General features: G+C 61.9%; 17 protein-coding genes. 12 read left to right on the top strand and 5 right to left on the bottom strand.

Annotation, left to right across the window (positions count from 1 at the left end; genetic code table 11):
- Positions 1 to 12: 12 nt before the first annotated feature.
- Entirely contained in the window at positions 13 to 378 is a 366-nt protein-coding gene (locus ACUXH0_RS15945) for a cupin domain-containing protein (protein WP_182594193.1), read from the top strand.
- Here the strand turns inward: ACUXH0_RS15945 and ACUXH0_RS15940 are convergent.
- Both ACUXH0_RS15940 and ACUXH0_RS15935 read right to left on the bottom strand, forming a co-directional pair.
- Positions 329 to 904, bottom strand: a complete 576-nt coding sequence (locus ACUXH0_RS15940; protein WP_182594192.1) for a hypothetical protein — start codon at positions 902 to 904, stop codon at positions 329 to 331. The genes ACUXH0_RS15945 and ACUXH0_RS15940 overlap by 50 nt on opposite strands.
- A 19-nt stretch (positions 905 to 923) precedes the next feature.
- On the bottom strand, positions 924 to 2,132 hold the full coding sequence (locus tag ACUXH0_RS15935; protein ID WP_182594191.1) for an FAD-dependent oxidoreductase: 1,209 nt from the start codon (positions 2,130 to 2,132) through the stop codon (positions 924 to 926).
- 121 nt (positions 2,133 to 2,253) lie between these two features.
- Between ACUXH0_RS15935 and ACUXH0_RS15930 the strand changes: the two genes are divergently transcribed.
- The 3 genes from ACUXH0_RS15930 to ACUXH0_RS15920 all read left to right on the top strand — a co-directional run bounded on the left by ACUXH0_RS15930 (position 2,254) and on the right by ACUXH0_RS15920 (position 5,669).
- Positions 2,254 to 3,177, top strand: a complete 924-nt coding sequence (locus tag ACUXH0_RS15930; RefSeq protein WP_182594190.1) for a LysR family transcriptional regulator — start codon at positions 2,254 to 2,256, stop codon at positions 3,175 to 3,177.
- A gap of 139 nt (positions 3,178 to 3,316) precedes the next feature.
- Positions 3,317 to 4,651: an MFS transporter gene (locus ACUXH0_RS15925; protein WP_182594189.1), complete on the top strand. Its 1,335-nt coding sequence runs from the start codon at positions 3,317 to 3,319 to the stop codon at positions 4,649 to 4,651.
- 31 nt (positions 4,652 to 4,682) lie between these two features.
- The gene (locus tag ACUXH0_RS15920; RefSeq protein WP_182594188.1) at positions 4,683 to 5,669 is read left to right on the top strand and encodes a M14 family metallopeptidase; all 987 of its coding nucleotides are present in this window, start codon (positions 4,683 to 4,685) and stop codon (positions 5,667 to 5,669) included.
- On the opposite strand, the gene ACUXH0_RS15915 is transcribed toward ACUXH0_RS15920, so the two are convergent.
- Positions 5,666 to 6,334 (bottom strand): TetR/AcrR family transcriptional regulator, encoded by a 669-nt coding sequence (locus ACUXH0_RS15915; protein WP_012434899.1) that lies wholly within the window; start codon positions 6,332 to 6,334, stop codon positions 5,666 to 5,668. The two genes, ACUXH0_RS15920 and ACUXH0_RS15915, sit on opposite strands and share 4 nt — an antisense overlap.
- 108 nt (positions 6,335 to 6,442) lie before the next feature.
- Here ACUXH0_RS15915 and ACUXH0_RS15910 point away from each other — a divergent pair, with 108 nt between their 5' ends.
- From ACUXH0_RS15910 to ACUXH0_RS15895, 4 genes are all read left to right on the top strand, one after another.
- Positions 6,443 to 7,993 carry a flavin-containing monooxygenase gene (locus ACUXH0_RS15910; protein WP_404944693.1) on the top strand — a complete coding sequence of 517 codons (1,551 nt, stop codon included), beginning with the start codon at positions 6,443 to 6,445 and terminating at the stop codon, positions 7,991 to 7,993.
- A 23-nt stretch (positions 7,994 to 8,016) separates the two neighbouring features.
- Positions 8,017 to 8,973 (top strand): alpha/beta fold hydrolase, encoded by a 957-nt coding sequence (locus tag ACUXH0_RS15905; protein WP_182594187.1) that lies wholly within the window; start codon positions 8,017 to 8,019, stop codon positions 8,971 to 8,973.
- Positions 8,974 to 8,977: 4 nt separating this feature from the next.
- Complete coding sequence (locus ACUXH0_RS15900) at positions 8,978 to 9,115, top strand: hypothetical protein (protein ID WP_182594186.1); 138 nt, start codon at positions 8,978 to 8,980, stop codon at positions 9,113 to 9,115.
- A gap of 281 nt (positions 9,116 to 9,396) precedes the next feature.
- Positions 9,397 to 10,218 (top strand): GGDEF domain-containing protein, encoded by an 822-nt coding sequence (locus tag ACUXH0_RS15895; protein WP_080693839.1) that lies wholly within the window; start codon positions 9,397 to 9,399, stop codon positions 10,216 to 10,218.
- Positions 10,219 to 10,403: 185 nt separating this feature from the next.
- On the opposite strand, the gene ACUXH0_RS15890 is transcribed toward ACUXH0_RS15895, so the two are convergent.
- Entirely contained in the window at positions 10,404 to 10,715 is a 312-nt protein-coding gene (locus ACUXH0_RS15890; protein WP_024973601.1) for a hypothetical protein, read from the bottom strand.
- Positions 10,716 to 11,255: 540 nt separating this feature from the next.
- On the opposite strand from ACUXH0_RS15890, the gene ACUXH0_RS15885 reads away from it, so the two are divergent.
- On the top strand, positions 11,256 to 13,025 hold the full coding sequence (locus ACUXH0_RS15885) for an EAL domain-containing protein (RefSeq protein WP_024973600.1): 1,770 nt from the start codon (positions 11,256 to 11,258) through the stop codon (positions 13,023 to 13,025).
- 391 nt (positions 13,026 to 13,416) lie between these two features.
- On the opposite strand, the gene ACUXH0_RS15880 is transcribed toward ACUXH0_RS15885, so the two are convergent.
- Positions 13,417 to 13,830, bottom strand: a complete 414-nt coding sequence (locus ACUXH0_RS15880; protein ID WP_235202057.1) for a PHA-granule associated protein 4 — start codon at positions 13,828 to 13,830, stop codon at positions 13,417 to 13,419.
- A 220-nt stretch (positions 13,831 to 14,050) separates the two neighbouring features.
- Between ACUXH0_RS15880 and ACUXH0_RS15875 the strand changes: the two genes are divergently transcribed.
- The 3 genes from ACUXH0_RS15875 to ACUXH0_RS15865 are packed head-to-tail and all read left to right on the top strand — an operon-like array spanning position 14,051 to position 15,418.
- Entirely contained in the window at positions 14,051 to 14,371 is a 321-nt protein-coding gene (locus ACUXH0_RS15875; protein WP_024973598.1) for a hypothetical protein, read from the top strand.
- 24 nt (positions 14,372 to 14,395) lie between these two features.
- A complete protein-coding gene (locus tag ACUXH0_RS15870) occupies positions 14,396 to 14,683 on the top strand; it encodes a hypothetical protein (RefSeq protein ID WP_024973597.1) in 288 nt (95 codons plus the stop codon).
- A 48-nt stretch (positions 14,684 to 14,731) separates the two neighbouring features.
- The gene (locus tag ACUXH0_RS15865; protein ID WP_257019852.1) at positions 14,732 to 15,418 is read left to right on the top strand and encodes an SOS response-associated peptidase family protein; all 687 of its coding nucleotides are present in this window, start codon (positions 14,732 to 14,734) and stop codon (positions 15,416 to 15,418) included.
- Positions 15,419 to 15,599: the final 181 nt, after the last annotated feature.

Genomic DNA, 15,599 nt, shown 5'->3' with positions numbered 1-15,599 from the left:
GCATCGACTGGTATGCTCAGCGCTTCTCATATCTTGGGCGAGGCCGGCGTGCCGCTTGTCAATCTCAATGCCGAGGCCGACGCGCTGCCGCGCGCATGGTCGTCTCGCGTGCTGGAACGTTTTGGTGGCGGCAACTTCAAGGTGCTGCGCATGGATGGCACGCCGTATCCCAACGAGGTGCATGGCTATGCCGAAGGGTTACTGGTCATCGATGGGCAGCTGCGTTTGCGTATCGGCGACGAAGCGGTAATCGTTTCGCGCGGCGAGCTGTATGTGGTGCCTGCCGGCGTGCCGCACAGCGTGGACGCCGGCAGCGCCGGCACGCTGGTTATTCTGGACGTGCAAGCGGAGCGTCGTCTGCCTCCGCAAGCTGTTTGATCCGCTGCAGCATCATCCGGCGGATCAGCCCGCTGGGCATGCGGATCAGTATCCAGTAAGGCGTGAAGCGGCGCAGCGCCGTTGTGCTGGAGCAATGCACGCACGTGCGCGTGGTCAGCAGCGTGTCGGCGCCCTCGGGCCGAGCGACGAACGTCATGACCAGCTTGGCGATATCGGGTTCGGAGAACGTGCGAAATGCACTGGCTTCAACGTGGATGAGCCCGCCGGCGGATTCCCAGAAGCGGCCGACCAAGCCGAGGGCGAATTCCTGATCTCCATCGCGGCCGAGAACGGTGAAATCGTGCAGGCCGAACCTGGCGTCGATCCGTCGCGCACTGGGCTTGCCCAGCGCGGCGGCGATGCGCGCCGGGATGGCGCGCAGATACAGGAGCAGCCTGGCTACCGGGAAATCCGTGACGTGAAGTTGCGAGGCCATGTCGAGCACGCGCGCGGGCGATGCATTGACCCGTATGTGGTGCTGCTCGCAGAACTGATGCTCGGGAAGGAAGGTGTGCAACAGGCTCATGCTGATGGATGGCGTGGTGTCATGCCTGTGGCTTTTCGCTCGCGGCCGTGGAAGCCGCAGCTGGAGCGAATGCGGCATCGCGAGCCGGCGGCTCTGCCAGGCTGCGTTTCATCAGCCACGCGACACCCGGCACGCGCAAGCCGGTGGCAAACACCACGTCTCGCATCCAACCGCCGTATTGCGCCTGGAAGCACGGTGTGAGCGCACGGCTCAGTGTCTGGTAGGCCTGCACGGTCCGCAGACGACGGGCGTGGTAGGCGAGGGCGCCATCAGCGGGGCCATGCACTTGCACGCACGCGGCGAGTGCCAGGGCATCTTGGGCGGCCAGGGTGGTCCCCAGGCCAAGCTGCGGGCTCATGGCATGCGCGGCATCGCCGATGACGCAGTAGGGCGGTTTGGCCAGCGCGCGTGGCCATGTGTGGCGATAGACGGCGAAAGGCATATCGTCGTGTGAGCCGATCTGTTCGACCATGGGCGCGGCTTGCGGCCATAGGCGCAGCACATGTGCCTTCCACTGTGTGATGTCGGTCTGGCGCCAGGCGTCGACAGCATCGCCGGGCAGGCTCCAGAACATCGACAGGCGCGTGCAGTTGCCGTCCACTTCGGTGGGCAGCAGGCCCATCATCTCGCGCGTGCCGCGAAAGCGCTGCTGCAGCACGCGCGGGTTCCAGCCGTCCACCCATCCCTGGAACCACAGCGTGCCCCATCGGTAGGTGCTCGACGGGCCGGCCAGGCCTGCGGGCTCACGCAGCGCAGAGGCCGCGCCATCGGCAATCACAAACAGGTCGAAGATCGATTCGCCCTGTGCGTGTGTGACCCGCGCTCGCGGCCCATCGAGAAGCAGTTGCTGGATTGCGCAACCAAAGTGGAATGCTGCGCCCGCGTGCAAGGCGGCGTCGTACAGCATGGACGACAGCGGTTGGCGCGTGACGGCGCGGCCGGGCGTCTCGGCGTAGTCAATGTCGAGCAGACGCCAGCCGCGATGGCTCAGGCCGATCAGTCGATCGATCGGCGCGCCGATACCCTCAAGCTCGCGGCCCACACCGAGCGCTTCCAGCGCGCGGATGCCCTGCGGCTGGACCAGCAGGCCCGCGCCCATGGCGGTCAACTGCGGGTGCTTTTCGAAGACGTGCACGTCGTGCCCCTGGCGAGCAAACGCGATGGCGGCGGCGAGGCCAGCGTTACCGGCGCCGGCAATGCCGATGGAGAGCGGGCGAAGTGCGGACATGAAGGCGTGGCGGATCGTTTGCTCAAGATGATAACGATACGGCACGCACGTTAAGGCTGTTCGCGCAGGCTGCGGAGATAATGCGCAGACCTCACGCTCACCACAAAAGACCGGACGCGCCATGCAGATCAAATGGCTGGAAGACTTCAAGGAACTGGCCAAGACGCGCAGCTTCAGCCGCGCCGCCGAGAACCGCAACGTCACGCACCCCGCATTCGGCCGCCGGATCAAGGCCCTGGAGGAATGGGTGGGCACCGCACTGGTCGAGCGCAGCGAGCATCCCGTCACGCTTACCGCGGCAGGGCGCTTGTTTCTGGATGCGGCCGCCAATGCCGTCGACGGCCTGAACGATGCGCGCTTGCTGCTGCGGGAGGCGCAACTGCCCGTGGCGCTCAAGATCGGCACCGGGCGCACGCTGGCGCGCACGTTCGTCCCCGGCTGGTACGAAACACTGGCGCGTCAGCGCGGTGTGTTTCCGCTCAGCGTGACGACGGGTGGCACGCAGGAAGGCGTGCTGGCCCTTGCCGATGGCACGGTCGATTTGCTGATCGCCTACGCCAGCCCACAGGCCGATGCGCTGCTCGATCCGCGCAAGTACGACCATTGCCTGCTGGGCAGCGAGACGCTCGTGCCGGTGAGTGCGCCCGACAAGCGCGGCCGCCCGCGCTTCACGCTGCCGGGCTCGGCTGCCGCACCGCTTCCATGGCTGGCCTTTGCGCGTGGGCTGACATTGCGGCAGATGCTCGACAGCCATCTGGCTGCCGCCGATCGGAAGGCGCATCTGCAGCCCGTGTTCCAGGCGGATTTTTACGAAGCGGTGGAAGAGATGGCCCTGCGCGGATTCGGCATGGCGTGGCTGCCGTATCGCCTGGCCAGGCCGCACCTGAACGCGGGCGAACTGCGTCCCGCCGGCGATGATGCCTGGCACATCCACGTCAACATCCGCATGATGCGGGTGCGCAGCAACCAGAGCGCGCTGCTTGACGAGGTATGGCAACGTGCCGTCGATAACGCCAATGCCAACGCCCGCGCGGATCTCGCCTGAGGCGCATCGCAAAAAGCCCAACCTTGTGCCGAAACGGCACAAGCCGCCTCGGCGCGGCCCCTAGACTCCTCCGCAACCTTCGCCCGCCAGCGCCGTTCGGCAAACCAGGCGGGTCGGCACAGACCACGGGGAGACAACCATGCCAGCCCACACCCTCAACGCGAGCGGCGCAGCAGCACGCAGCGCCGACACCTATCGACATCCTGCGCCTTGGCGAGCCGTATTGGCGGCTAGCGTCGGTAACGCGCTCGAATACTACGATTTGCTGATCTACGGCTATTTCGCCATCACCATCGGCAAGCTGTTCTTCCCGACGGGCGATGCGTGGAGTTCGCTGATGCTCTCCGTCGGGACGTTTGGCGTGTCGTTCATCATGCGCCCGCTCGGCTCGATGGTGCTTGGCAGTTATGCAGACCGCGTGGGGCGCAAGGCCGCGCTGACCTGGTCGATCCTGCTGATGATGCTGGGCACGGCGATGATCGCGTTCGCGCCGACCTATGCGTCGATCGGCCTGTGGTCGCCGGCCATCGTGATCATGGCGCGATTGCTGCAGGGCTTTTCGGCCGGCGGAGAATTTGGGTCGGCCACGGCGTTCATGATCGAACACGCCAACGGCAAGCGCATGGGCTACAACGCGAGCTGGCAGGCCGCCACGCAGGGTCTTGCCACATTGCTGGCAGCGGGCTTGAGCGCGTGGATCACCTACGCGCTGCCCACCGCGCAGGTGGAGTCATGGGGCTGGCGCGTGGCGTTTCTGTTCGGCTTGCTGATCGGCCCGATTGGCGTCTACATCCGCCGCCATACGCCTGAAACGCCGGAGTTTTTAACCATGCAGGCGGAAGCGCCGGCTGCGCTGCAAGCGCGCTCGCCGCTGCGCGACACGCTCACGCAAGGTTTGCCAGGGCTGCTGCTGGGCGCGGGCGTGGTCGTGGCTGTCACCGCATTCAACTACGTGCAGAAGGTCTACATGCCGACCTATGCCATCAATCAACTCCACATCGCGACCAGTGCGTCGCTGGTCTGCACGATGATCACGGGCGCGATGCTGATGGTGATGGCACCGGCGTTCGGCCTGCTGGCGGATCGTTTCGGCAGCATCCGCGTGGTGTCGATTGCGATGGTGGTGATTGCGCTGTCGACGTATCCGATGTTTGCCACGCTGGTCGCACAACCGACGTTCTGGACGTTGCTGGTCATGCAGGCGATTGTGGGCGTGCTGTTGGCGGCCATCCTGGCGCCGCTGCCTGCGCTGCTTGCCGATATCTTCCCGACGCGCACGCGTGGCACGGGCCTGGCGCTGAGCTACAACCTGTCCGTGACAATCTTTGGTGGATTCTCGCCGCTGATCGTCACGTGGCTGATCGGTGTCACACACATCAAGACGTCGCCAAGTTTCTATGTGTTTGCGACCACGCTGATCAGCCTGGCCTCGCTGTGGATGCTGCGCGGGCGCGCTCGTGCGGATCGAACCTGAACAGAATTCTCGTCACACCGAAGGATTTCGCATGATGACCCTGGAGGCGCTGCGCGCCACGCTGCCGGTCTACCCGATCGAGTTGCACAAGCCTGATATCCGCCGTTGGAAGACCGGCACACACGGCATTGATTACGTCCATACGTTCGACAGCGGCGTGCCGGGCCCGCACGTCATGATCAACGCGCTCACGCATGGCAATGAGCTGTGCGGCGCGATTGCGGTGGATGCGCTGCTGGCGGCCGGCGTGCGCCCGGCACGTGGCCGGCTCACGCTGTCATTTGCCAACGTCGAGGCGTATGAGCGCTTCGATATCAACGACCCGGATGCCACGCGCTTCATCGACGAAGACCTGAATCGCGTGTGGTCTGCAGACAAGCTTGATGGCCCCGGCAACTCGCTGGAACTGCGCCGCGCGCGTGAGCTGCGGCCAGTGATCGACACGGTCGATTACCTGCTCGATATTCACTCGATGCATGAGAAGGCCGAGCCGCTGATGCTGACCGGACCGCACGCCAAAGGCGTCGCATTGGGCCGCCTCGTTGGCGCGGCTTCGCATCTGATGATCGATGCCGGCCATGCTGCCGGTCGCCGCTTGCGCGACTACGGCGGCTTTGGCGATGCCGCCAGTCCGAAGAACGCGCTGCTCATCGAATGCGGTCAACACTTCGAACGCGTGAGCCGGGATGTTGCGCTGGACGCGTGCGCGCGTTTTCTGGTGGCGCTGGGCACCGTCGATGCGTCAGCAGTATCGGAATGGCTGGGCATGGCGCCTGCGCTGGAGGTGCGTTGCATTCGGGTGACCGATCCGGTGGTCGCCAAATCCACGGCGTTCCGTTTTGCGGACGACTATCGCGGCATGGAGACCATCGCCCGCGCCGGCACCGTCATCGCTACCGATGCAGCGCTGCAGATCGTCACGCCGTACGACAACTGCGTGCTGCTGCAGCCATCGCTGCGGCATCTGGCCCCCGGCGTGACCGTGGTTCGACTGGGCAGGCTGGAAGGATCGGCCTAAACGCCCAGCATGGCGCGCAACGTGCCGAGCACGACTTGCCGGCAGTTGCGCACCATCTTCTCTTCGGGATCTCGATAGCCGGTCAGAAGCCACGCAGCACCGACGTTGGTCAGGGCGCCCACCAGCGCCAGGCCGATGATGCGTTGGTCGGCGCGCAACTCGGCGTCATCGTCATTGTGGGCGCCGGGCAGTTGGGCATTCGCCATGATCTGCTTGCCGAACTCCAGCAGGTTGCGCTGGTAGGTCGCGTCCGTTTCCGGGCTCACGCCCATCACTTCCAGCAGCAGCACGCGCGCCGCACACGGTTCACGCAAGAACACGAAAAACGCGTGCAGGCCGGCGTCGATACGAGCTTCCAGCGTGCCTTCCGCAGCGGCGGTGGCTTCATACACCTGCGCGCGCAAGTCTTCGGCATGCTGCTGATAGGTCGCACGCAGCAGGGCTTCGGTGCTGTCAAAGGCGGCGTAAAAGTACCGGTCGTTGAGCTTCGCTTCCTGGCAGATTGCGCGTACGGTGGCCTTGCGAAAGCCCACCGTGCCGAAGACGCGCGTGCCAGCACGGATCAGCGCATCGCGGCGCTCCGCTGCACGTGCCTCCGGCGCCACGCCGCCATACGGGCGGCCTTTTCTGACTGGGGCGTCGTCTGTTTCAAGTGTTTTCTCCATTTCGCTATTTGACGTCAGGACGCCTGAAAATTAAAGTGGTGACGAATCACACCACATTTAGAGCGAAATTTGCCACGCCTGCCCGCAAGGCTGCAAACAGGAGACCGCATGAATACGACGATGGAGCGAAGCGCCAGCCCCGGCGTGCCCCGCAACCGGGCAGCCGCGCCGGATACCGACCTCGACGTGCTCATCGTCGGCGCGGGCCTCTCGGGCATTGGCGCGGCGTATCACCTGCGCGAGCGCTGCCCGTCGGCGCGTTTCACCATCCTCGAAGGGCGCGAATCCATCGGCGGCACGTGGGACTTGTTCCGCTATCCGGGCATCCGATCGGACTCCGACATGTTCACGCTCGGCTACAGCTTCCGGCCGTGGCACAGCAGCAAGGCCATCTCCGACGGTCAGACGATTCTCGATTACATCCGCGACACCGCAGGCGTGTTCGGCATCGACAAATCCATCCGCTTCCGCCATAAGGTGACGGGTGCGAGCTGGGATTCCGCCGCCGCGCGCTGGACCGTGCAGGCGCTACGCTGCGATGGCTCGCGCGAGGAACCGGTGCTGTTCACCTGCAAGTTCCTCTACATGTGCAGCGGCTACTACGACTACGAAGAGGGCCACGCCCCGACGTGGCCCGCGATGGACACTTTCCAAGGCCGCATCGTCCATCCGCAGCATTGGCCGAACGATCTGTCGTACGGCGGCAAGCGCGTGGTGGTGATCGGCAGTGGCGCCACGGCGGTCACGCTGGTGCCCGCGATGGCCGGCACCGCGCAGCACGTGACGATGCTGCAGCGCTCGCCCACGTACATCGTTTCGCGGCCCGAGCAGGATGCCGTGGCCAACACGTTGCGCCGCTGGTTGCCGTCCGGCCTGGCTCACCGGCTGGTGCGCACGAAAAACGTGCTGCTGACGATGTACTTCTACAGCCTCGCCCGTCGCAAGCCCAAGGCATTCAAAGAGTTCATCATCCGCATGGCCGGCAAGCAGATCGGCCCCGGCTTCGACGTGCGCAAACACCTGACCCCACGCTACAACCCGTGGGACCAGCGCCTGTGCCTCGTGCCGGACGGCGATCTGTTCAAGACGATCCGCGCTGGCAAGGCGTCGATTGCGACCGACGAAATCGAACGCTTCACCCGCACCGGCCTGCTGCTCAAGAGCGGCGAGCATCTTGATGCCGATGTGATCGTCACGGCCACGGGGCTCAAACTAAAAGTACTGGGCGGGGCGGCCATCACTGTCGATGGACATGCCGTGAATCTGGCAGAAACCGTGTCGTACAAGGGCATGATGTACAGCGGTGTGCCGAACCTGGCGTCGTCATTCGGCTATACGAATGCATCGTGGACGCTCAAGGCTGAGTTGATCGCGCAGTACGTCTGCCGGCTGCTCAACCACATGCAGTCCAACGGCTTCGATACCTGCGTGCCGCGTCTCGATGACGAAGCCATGAGCCGCGAACCCGCCGTCGATCTGACGTCCGGCTACATCCAGCGTGCGGCGGCCATCCTGCCCAAGCAGGGCGACAAGCAGCCGTGGAAGTCATATCAGAACTACGCGCGCGATCTGATGATGCTCAAGTTCGGCACACTGGCCGACAGTGCCATGCAGTTCGAACGCCGTGCCCAGCCGACCGGCGCGGCGCAGCCCGCCTAACCGCCTCCCGCTTTGGGGACACTATGACCTACACCATTCTTGGCGTCATCGCGCTTGCCATCCTCGCGCCTGTTGCGTTCACGTTTTTCATCGCTCGCCGCGTCACCAAGGGGTTTCCGCCCGAAGGCAAGTTCATTGATATCGGCGGCGATCGCGTGCATTACATCGATCGCGGAACGGGCCCTGCCATCGTGTTCGTTCATGGCCTGTGCGGCAACCTGCGCAACTTCGCGTACCTGGATCTGGATCGGCTGACGCGCTCGCACCGCGTGATCGTGATTGACCGGCCGGGGGCGGGGCGGTCTGTGCGCGGTGGGGATTCGCCTGCCAACGTCTACGCGCAGGCCCGCACGGTCGCGCAGTGCATCGAGCAGCTTGGGCTCGACAAGCCCGTGCTGGTGGGACATTCGCTTGGTGGGGCGATTTCGCTTGCGGTGGGGCTGAACCATCCGCACGTTATCCGCCGGCTCGCGTTGATTGCGCCGCTCACGCATGCAGAAAGCACGCCGCCCGGTGCGTTCAGGGGCTTGGTGTTGACGTCGCCGCTGGTTCGCAGGCTGGTGTCATGGACACTGGCGATCCCGCTGTCGATCATCAATTCCCGCAAGGCCATCGCTGCGGTGTTCGCGCCCGAGGCCATGCCGAAGGATTTCCCGTTCAAGGGAGGCGGCTTGCTGGGGCTGCGTCCGCACGTGTTCTATGCGGCATCGTCGGATCTGGTCGCTGCACCGGAAGATCTGCCCGACATGGAGCGCCGCTATGCCTCGATGACGGTGCCTGTCGATGTGTTGTACGGCCGCGGAGACCGCATCCTAAACGTCAAGCGCCAGGGCGAAGCGCTCAAGCAGAAGCTCGACCTAGTGAACCTGCGCATCATCGACGGCGGCCATATGCTGCCCGTGACGCAACCGGTATTGACGACGGATTGGGTGTTGGCGGTGGCCGCCGAGGTGCCTGTGCTAGCCGAGGCGCTTGCGTAATGTGATGACCCTGGCGGTCGCCAGGGATGCAGCAGAAAAGCAAAAAGCCCTGCCGAAGCAGGGCTTTTTGGTATTTGGTGGCGAATCAGGGACTCGAAAAATTGCCGTTGAACATTTCAATCGGAATTATGTAAGCCCTTGATTTGTATCGCTAAATTTCACTGGTTGACCGTGTATAAATCAATATACCGACGAATTGCTACGGTTTCAAGGGCTAAAATTGTCACGGTCTGCCGTGGGCAAAAGTCCACGGTATGTGCCGAGCCAAAACAAGCTTGGCCAGCACCTTCTTCCCGGTCGGGTTTGGACCGAGTGCTATCTTCCTGGGGCTGGCATTGTAGAGCTGGAATCGCGCTGAAGCGTGCCTGTCAGACTCTGACAGTACGCGCTAGTGTCGCGCGAGCAAACGTTGCCAAGTGGCGAATGTTCAGCCGGATTGAGTCAGCGCCACTCGATATGAGTTGGGGTTGGGTGGTCTGCGCGGGCCTCTATGTCGACGATGTGGATGCGGCTTTCCGCCAAATCCTGCTGGCGCACTTGATGTGGGTACTGCTCGCCGGCACTGCTGCATCCGTGCTGATGGCGCTCATCGTCCGCAGTATTCGAAACAGCCTGGGCGCAGACCCGGCCCATGCCGCCGATATCGCCAACCTCATCGCGGACGGTGACCTGAGCGTGGTGCAGAACATGGCCACAGGTAAGCCCGGCAGCTTGCTTTACGCGATGCACCAGCTCGAAAAGCAGGCAGCGACGGACGCCTTGACGGGCCTCAGTAACCGCCTGTGCCTCGAGCGGGAAATCGCGCGGGCGTATCACACCCAGGACGCCGAGGCAGGGCAGGCCGCACTTCTGCTCATTGACCTGGACGGATTCAAGCAAGTGAACGACACGTACGGTCATGCCGTGGGAGACGCGCTGCTGAAGCTCTTCGCCAGCGCCCTGCAAGCGCGAATGCGTCGTGGCGACACGCTCGCGCGCTTGGGGGGCGATGAATTCGTGATACTGGCGCGCGATGTGAGCGGCAAGGCTGGAGCACAAGCACTTGCCGACAGCGTTCTTGTCATGCTGGACAATATTCAGACGATTGACGGGCATTCGGTTGCTGTTTCAGCCAGTATTGGCATCTGCCTGTTGCCCGCCCGAGCCGGTAACAGCCCTCTCGATACACCTGGCCTGCTGCGGCAGGCCGACGGTGCCATGTATCGCGCCAAAACAAACGGAAAAAGGCAGGCGGTATTCGCCTAAGACGCCAGCTCCGGGTGGGGTGCGGGACCACCAAGGTGCCAAGGTCGAACCTCCATGGCCTTGCACGATTGTGGCGCGTGGCGACCCTCAGAGGCGCTAGAGCGCTTCGAATCCAAGCTGCAAGGCACCATGGGTTCGGAGGCCGCCTGCCGCAAGCAGCGCCGACGTCGTTCGGGTCGGGTAGTTCAATCTGCGCGCATTGTTCTTGACGTGTTGTTGGCAGTTGCGCTGCGCGAACCGCTTTCTTCAGCGTGCGAAGCGAGCCAACGCTCGATAATCGCTTGCCCCTCAAGTATCCCAGCGGAGATGGCGGCATCAGCGCTATCGAAATCGGCGGCGGTATGGTGGAAGCGCTCGAGCTGAGGGTAGACCATCGCACCGGTTTTGGGAGCGCAGACAAAGCCCGTGTAAGCATAGCCAACTCTGGAGCGGTGCCCCAACACCGACAGCACATGGATGGAGCAGCCCCGGTACTCCTGAACAATCCATGCTTGCATGCTGCTCCCCTTGGTGTTTTTCTAATGCAATTTTGGGTGGGGATGACCGACAGTGCAATGAGAGAGTGCTTCAATCACATATGTAACAAATTTTTGTCATAATTTATTTGTAACTTTCCGCTGTAACGAGCGTAGCCTCCTTCTTTGTGTGAGAACACAGCAGGGTGGCTGTTCTTGGTTATGGCGATGCGCTGCGCACGTTGTCTCCTCCTGCCATCGTCTTCAGGCGCTGCAACATTGCAGCGCCTTTTTTATTACGGGGCAAGCGCGACTGATAGCGCCGCTTCCATTTGGGTGCCGACCGATTGCTTCATGAATTTTCCGTGACGCAGAGTAAACATTCCTCAACGACTGACGTTAGCGGAACTGACATCGCTTCCGTTGGAATCTTTAAGTGCTCCACCCTCCCGAGCTACCCTGGGGGGCGTTGACCTCGGCCAACACTCCGCAAAGCGACAGGGTGCGAGCAGCTGTAGCGTCGCAACACCTTTGGGGGCGGCTCAGATTCGCTGCCCAGTCACTTTTGCTTCTGCCGCCATCATGACGATATCCATTGCAGAGTGCATCGAAAAGCAGCTCCTGAGCGCAGTGTTCCAGCCAATCGGAGACCTCGCATGCGGCGAGATTTTCGGATATGAAGCGTTGATTCGGGGACCGGCCGGCTCGCCCCTTGAACATCCGGTCGGGCTCTTCGAGCGAGCAAGGCAGGAGGGCTGCATGGTGGCACTGGAGCGACTCGCCGCTCGCGTGTGTATTCGGGCGTTCGCAAAGGCCGAGCTAACGGGCAAGCTCTTTGTCAATTTCAGCGCGGATGCACTCAGGGAAATGGTCCAAGACGAGGACGATGTTCGCTCTTTCTTCGAAGAAGTGAATCTTCCGCTCGAGCGCATTGTCATCGAACTCACCGAGCAGCCTCCTCCTGAGCCACTTGGTTCTCTCAAAGACGCCCTGGAGGTCACAAAGCGGGCAGGCGTCCAGTTTGCTCTCGATGACTACGGTACGGGGAACGCAAACCTTAGCTTGTGGGCAGCTTTGCGTCCGAACTTCATCAAGATTGACCGCTCCCTTGTTGACGGGGTTGCGACCTCGGCGTTCCACAGCAGCGCGCTCAAAAGCCTTCAACAATTGGCGTCCCTGGCCGACGCGCTATTGATAGCCGAAGGCGTCGAATCGGTCGATGACTTGATGGTCTGCCGCGATATTGGCATCGCTTACGCACAAGGCTATGTCCTCGGCAAACCTGCGCCCGACCCCACACTCCGACTCGGTGAGCCGGCACTGGCGGCAATCAGAACCAATTCGATTGTCGTGTTTCCGGAGGTGGCCAAGCTGACGACTCGTACTTTCTCTGCAAGCCGACTTTTGATTGACGCGCCCAGCGTGTTGCCAGACACGCGTAACAACGATGTTCTGGCACTATTTTCCAGGCATCAAGACCTACACGCTATGGCTGTTGTCAAGGACGAATGCCCAGTCGGCATCATTAGCCGCCGTTCTTTCATTGATTGGTATGCGCAGCCTTACCACCGCGACCTGTTTGGCAAGAAGCCGTGCATGACCTTTGCGAACTCGACTCCCGTCCTCTTGGAAAAGAGTGCGACGATGGAAGATGTGGTCAATCTGCTGGCCAGCGATGACCAACGCTATCTCGCGGATGGACTGGTGCTCGTCGAGAATGGACGTTATGCAGGGCTTGCACGAGGAGAGGACCTTGTTCGCGCGGTCACGGAAGTGCGTATCGAGGCGGCAAGGTACGCAAACCCATTGACGTTCCTGCCGGGCAACTTACCAATTGACGCCCACATCAAGCGGCTGCTAACAAGCGGAGCTCCCTTCCACGCGTGCTACTGCGACCTAAACAGCTTCAAGCCGTTCAACGACCAGTATGGCTATTGGAAGGGCGATGAAATGCTTAAGTTGGCGGCTGCGGTCCTGAGTGAGGCCTGTGACCCACTTCGTGACTTTCTCGGGCACGTTGGCGGCGACGATTTCCTGATTCTCTTCCAGAGCGAGGATTGGGAGTCGCGCATCCGCACCGCCATGGCGGACTTCAATCGCAAAGCGGTGGAGATTTACACGCCAGCGGACATCAAAGCGGGCGGCATCAACAGTGAAGACCGTCACGGCAACCTCCGCTTCTATGGCTTCGTGACGGTCGCCGTGGGAGTCGTCTCGGTGCCCTCGGACTCTCAACTCGATAGCGATGCGATTGCGACGCTGGCGGCGTCTGCCAAGCGCGAAGCCAAAAAAGCAGTTGACCACTTCTATGAGTGTTCGTGCGACCCCCTTGTAATGAACTGCTGTAGCTGACCTTACTGGGATGCACTCGTGCTCTCCTTTCGGAAGCAAAGTTCTGGCGACGCTACGCTCCCCCCGGCAATGTGTGCATAGTATGCACACTTGCTTGCAAAACGAGCTCCTTGCTCGTCACCCCACGTCATGACGTGTCGAATCAGTCGTCAGTTCCGGATTGATGCCGCAGTCGCGGGCACAGCAATGTGGGTGTTTGCGTGATGTATCGAACGCTACGCAAAGGCGGGAGCACATTTGGCAAGAATCCGCTCAAAAATTGACTAGAATCCGCTCAAAAGTGAGCGGATTCTGAGCGGATTTTTGTGGACACCTGGGTCGCAGAGGCAGGAGCCACACATTGAATCCGTCGGCAGGCGCTCATCGTTGGGTGAATAGCCCATGAAAGCGGCTACTCGGACCAGACCACGTCGGCCGCTGGCAGCAAGTGACCACCGAGCACGTAGTCGCCCAGGCTTGCCGCCTTTGCTTCGAGCCGCTCCAACTCGCCTGCTGGCAGTCGATTCAAGTCAAATCGGCAATAGAGGTTGCGTTGCCGGAATGTCACCTTGGGACGCGTCAAGCCAGCCACCAGCGCCGTCACGGAGCTAACCGCTACGCTCTCGTGACCACGGAATTCGACACTGATGCCAACTTTCTGGCCCAGCCGGCCGAGTTCTACGGCATCCTGCCAGCCGGATTCATAGTCCAGCTCGACGGTCGCGACGCCTTGTGTCTTAAGCAGTCGCAGTGCCTCTTCCCGAGTGCCTGCGCGCGCTGACGCTGGCCCCGTCGGGTTGCTGTCCATGTCGATTTGGGAAGGCATGCGCGCCACCTGTGCTGTTTGCATCATCTGGGTCACGGCGAATCCGTCCGGACTCGCCTGATAAACGTAGTTGACTGGACCGAGGCTGACTAGCCTGACGGAAAAAGGATGTACAAACGCTTGCTGTTCGCTTGCGGGGGTGTATCGGTCACATCTTTGCGGCTCTCATTGACCAAGTGCCGCTAGCTGAAGATACTGTATATATATCCAGTATTAGACCATGGCGGCACGTGACTTTCCAACTCCTGAGACCCAGCGCAAGAAGCTTTCTGCAGCTGCGCTGCGGGCCATATGGCAACGCAATCCCACGCCGGAAGTGCGCGACTTGCTGTGGGAAATCTATCGCCTGCAAGACATCGCTAGGCAGGCGTACGGCGTTGTTACTTTGACCCGCATGTGGGGCATCGATAAGCCGTTCCTGGCGAGATTGGACGCGCTGGATTCAGCGTTGTTTGCCGAGCCCTGTTTGTGGGAGCGGCCGCTTGGTTGGTCGACAGCAGAAGAGCAGGCATTGAAGCGGCTGTCGCGCGGCCGTCGGTAGCTCGGCCAAGTTTGAGGTTCCACAATGACCTTCCCACTGCGACAACGCTTCCCCGCGCTCACCCGGAAGCGCCTGCGCGAGATTCAGCTGCAGTACGGTCACGACCCAGTGGTACGCCGTCTCCTATGGGAAATCCGGTGTCTGCAAGTTGTCATTATGCGGGCGCGTCAGCTCGAGCAGTCGATGGGGCCGGGTGAAGGCACGACTGACACGGGCATCATCGTCGGTGCCCTTCGCAGCGAACTTGCGGGCGAGTCCTGGCTGCAGGAATGGGAGATTGAGTTGGACACCTGCGGAAAGATGCCGCCGTAATGATTGCCTACAACGGGCCATCGCTTCGTGGGTATGGGGAGGAGCATCATGTGTACCAACTACTCGCCAGCGAAGGTCGAGCGCCTCCGCGTTCTGTTGGGCCTCGGCCCTGTAGTGGACTATCCACCTGAGACGTTCCCCGACTACGACTCGCCGCTCGTCTTCATCAACAAGGACGGTAAGCAGGATTGCGTCGTGGCGAATTTCGGCTTTGCGCCAGCCGAGTACGCTCGTTCAGGTATGCCAAACCCCGTCAACGCCCGTGCAGAGACGGTCAGCACCAACCGCATGTTCGGGAAGTACTGGAGAGCGTGCAACCTCTGCATCGTGCCGGTCGATGCCATCTATGAGCCGTGCTACGAGACAGGTCACAACGTTCGGCACAAAATCTGGATTAAAGGTGAGAGCGAGTTTGGCATCGCCGGCATCTGGCGTACCTGGCAAACATCCGAGGGAGTACCACCGCGCTACGCATTCGCCATGCTGACGCTTAACGCGGATGACCACGCCATCTTCAAGCGAATGCACAAGCCGAGCAATCCGGACGGTTCTGCGAAAGAAAAGCGCGGTGTCGTCATGCTGACGCGCGAAAAATGGGACGAGTGGCTGGCTTGCCGGGACCCAGAGGTGGCGCGCAGCTTCTTGTCGCTGTACCCCGCAGACAAGATGGAGGCAGCGCCACCGCCGGCTGACCGGAAGGCACCCAAGACACCAAAGCCGCCGGCATGCGGCTAGCCGTTCGGTTAAGGAGTTGATTAGGAGCCTTAGACAGCTCTAGACTGGGCCCCAGTCAATGACTGAGGCCCTTTCTTGTCTGAGGAAAAATCTTCTTCAGCTTCGGCTGGTTGGCCAGGGCGCTATCCGCCAACGGCAGCAGGCAGGTCGACAGCACCACCACTGGGCGTGGGTGACTATC

The sequence above is a fragment of the Ralstonia sp. 110700041-2 genome (assembly GCF_056280165.1).
The sequence above is the reverse complement of the archived record's forward strand: the minus strand, read 5'-3'. Positions and strand labels throughout refer to the sequence as shown.

Bases quoted from the DNA above. Each gene is read 5' to 3' on its own strand.
- ACUXH0_RS15895 (WP_080693839.1), top strand. From the start codon at position 9,397: ATGTTCAGCCGGATTGAGTCAGCGCCACTCGATATGAGTTGGGGTTGG.
- ACUXH0_RS15900 (WP_182594186.1), top strand. From the start codon at position 8,978: ATGACCCTGGCGGTCGCCAGGGATGCAGCAGAAAAGCAAAAAGCCCTG.
- ACUXH0_RS15890 (WP_024973601.1), bottom strand. From the start codon at position 10,715: ATGCAAGCATGGATTGTTCAGGAGTACCGGGGCTGCTCCATCCATGTG.
- ACUXH0_RS15910 (WP_404944693.1), top strand. From the start codon at position 6,443: ATGAATACGACGATGGAGCGAAGCGCCAGCCCCGGCGTGCCCCGCAAC.
- ACUXH0_RS15875 (WP_024973598.1), top strand. From the start codon at position 14,051: ATGGCGGCACGTGACTTTCCAACTCCTGAGACCCAGCGCAAGAAGCTT.
- ACUXH0_RS15870 (WP_024973597.1), top strand. From the start codon at position 14,396: ATGACCTTCCCACTGCGACAACGCTTCCCCGCGCTCACCCGGAAGCGC.
- ACUXH0_RS15935 (WP_182594191.1), bottom strand. From the start codon at position 2,132: ATGTCCGCACTTCGCCCGCTCTCCATCGGCATTGCCGGCGCCGGTAAC.
- ACUXH0_RS15930 (WP_182594190.1), top strand. From the start codon at position 2,254: ATGCAGATCAAATGGCTGGAAGACTTCAAGGAACTGGCCAAGACGCGC.
- ACUXH0_RS15905 (WP_182594187.1), top strand. From the start codon at position 8,017: ATGACCTACACCATTCTTGGCGTCATCGCGCTTGCCATCCTCGCGCCT.
- ACUXH0_RS15885 (WP_024973600.1), top strand. From the start codon at position 11,256: ATGACGATATCCATTGCAGAGTGCATCGAAAAGCAGCTCCTGAGCGCA.
- ACUXH0_RS15915 (WP_012434899.1), bottom strand. From the start codon at position 6,334: ATGGAGAAAACACTTGAAACAGACGACGCCCCAGTCAGAAAAGGCCGC.
- ACUXH0_RS15920 (WP_182594188.1), top strand. From the start codon at position 4,683: ATGATGACCCTGGAGGCGCTGCGCGCCACGCTGCCGGTCTACCCGATC.
- ACUXH0_RS15865 (WP_257019852.1), top strand. From the start codon at position 14,732: ATGTGTACCAACTACTCGCCAGCGAAGGTCGAGCGCCTCCGCGTTCTG.
- ACUXH0_RS15880 (WP_235202057.1), bottom strand. From the start codon at position 13,830: ATGCCTTCCCAAATCGACATGGACAGCAACCCGACGGGGCCAGCGTCA.
- ACUXH0_RS15925 (WP_182594189.1), top strand. From the start codon at position 3,317: ATGCCAGCCCACACCCTCAACGCGAGCGGCGCAGCAGCACGCAGCGCC.
- ACUXH0_RS15940 (WP_182594192.1), bottom strand. From the start codon at position 904: ATGAGCCTGTTGCACACCTTCCTTCCCGAGCATCAGTTCTGCGAGCAG.
- ACUXH0_RS15945 (WP_182594193.1), top strand. From the start codon at position 13: ATGCTCAGCGCTTCTCATATCTTGGGCGAGGCCGGCGTGCCGCTTGTC.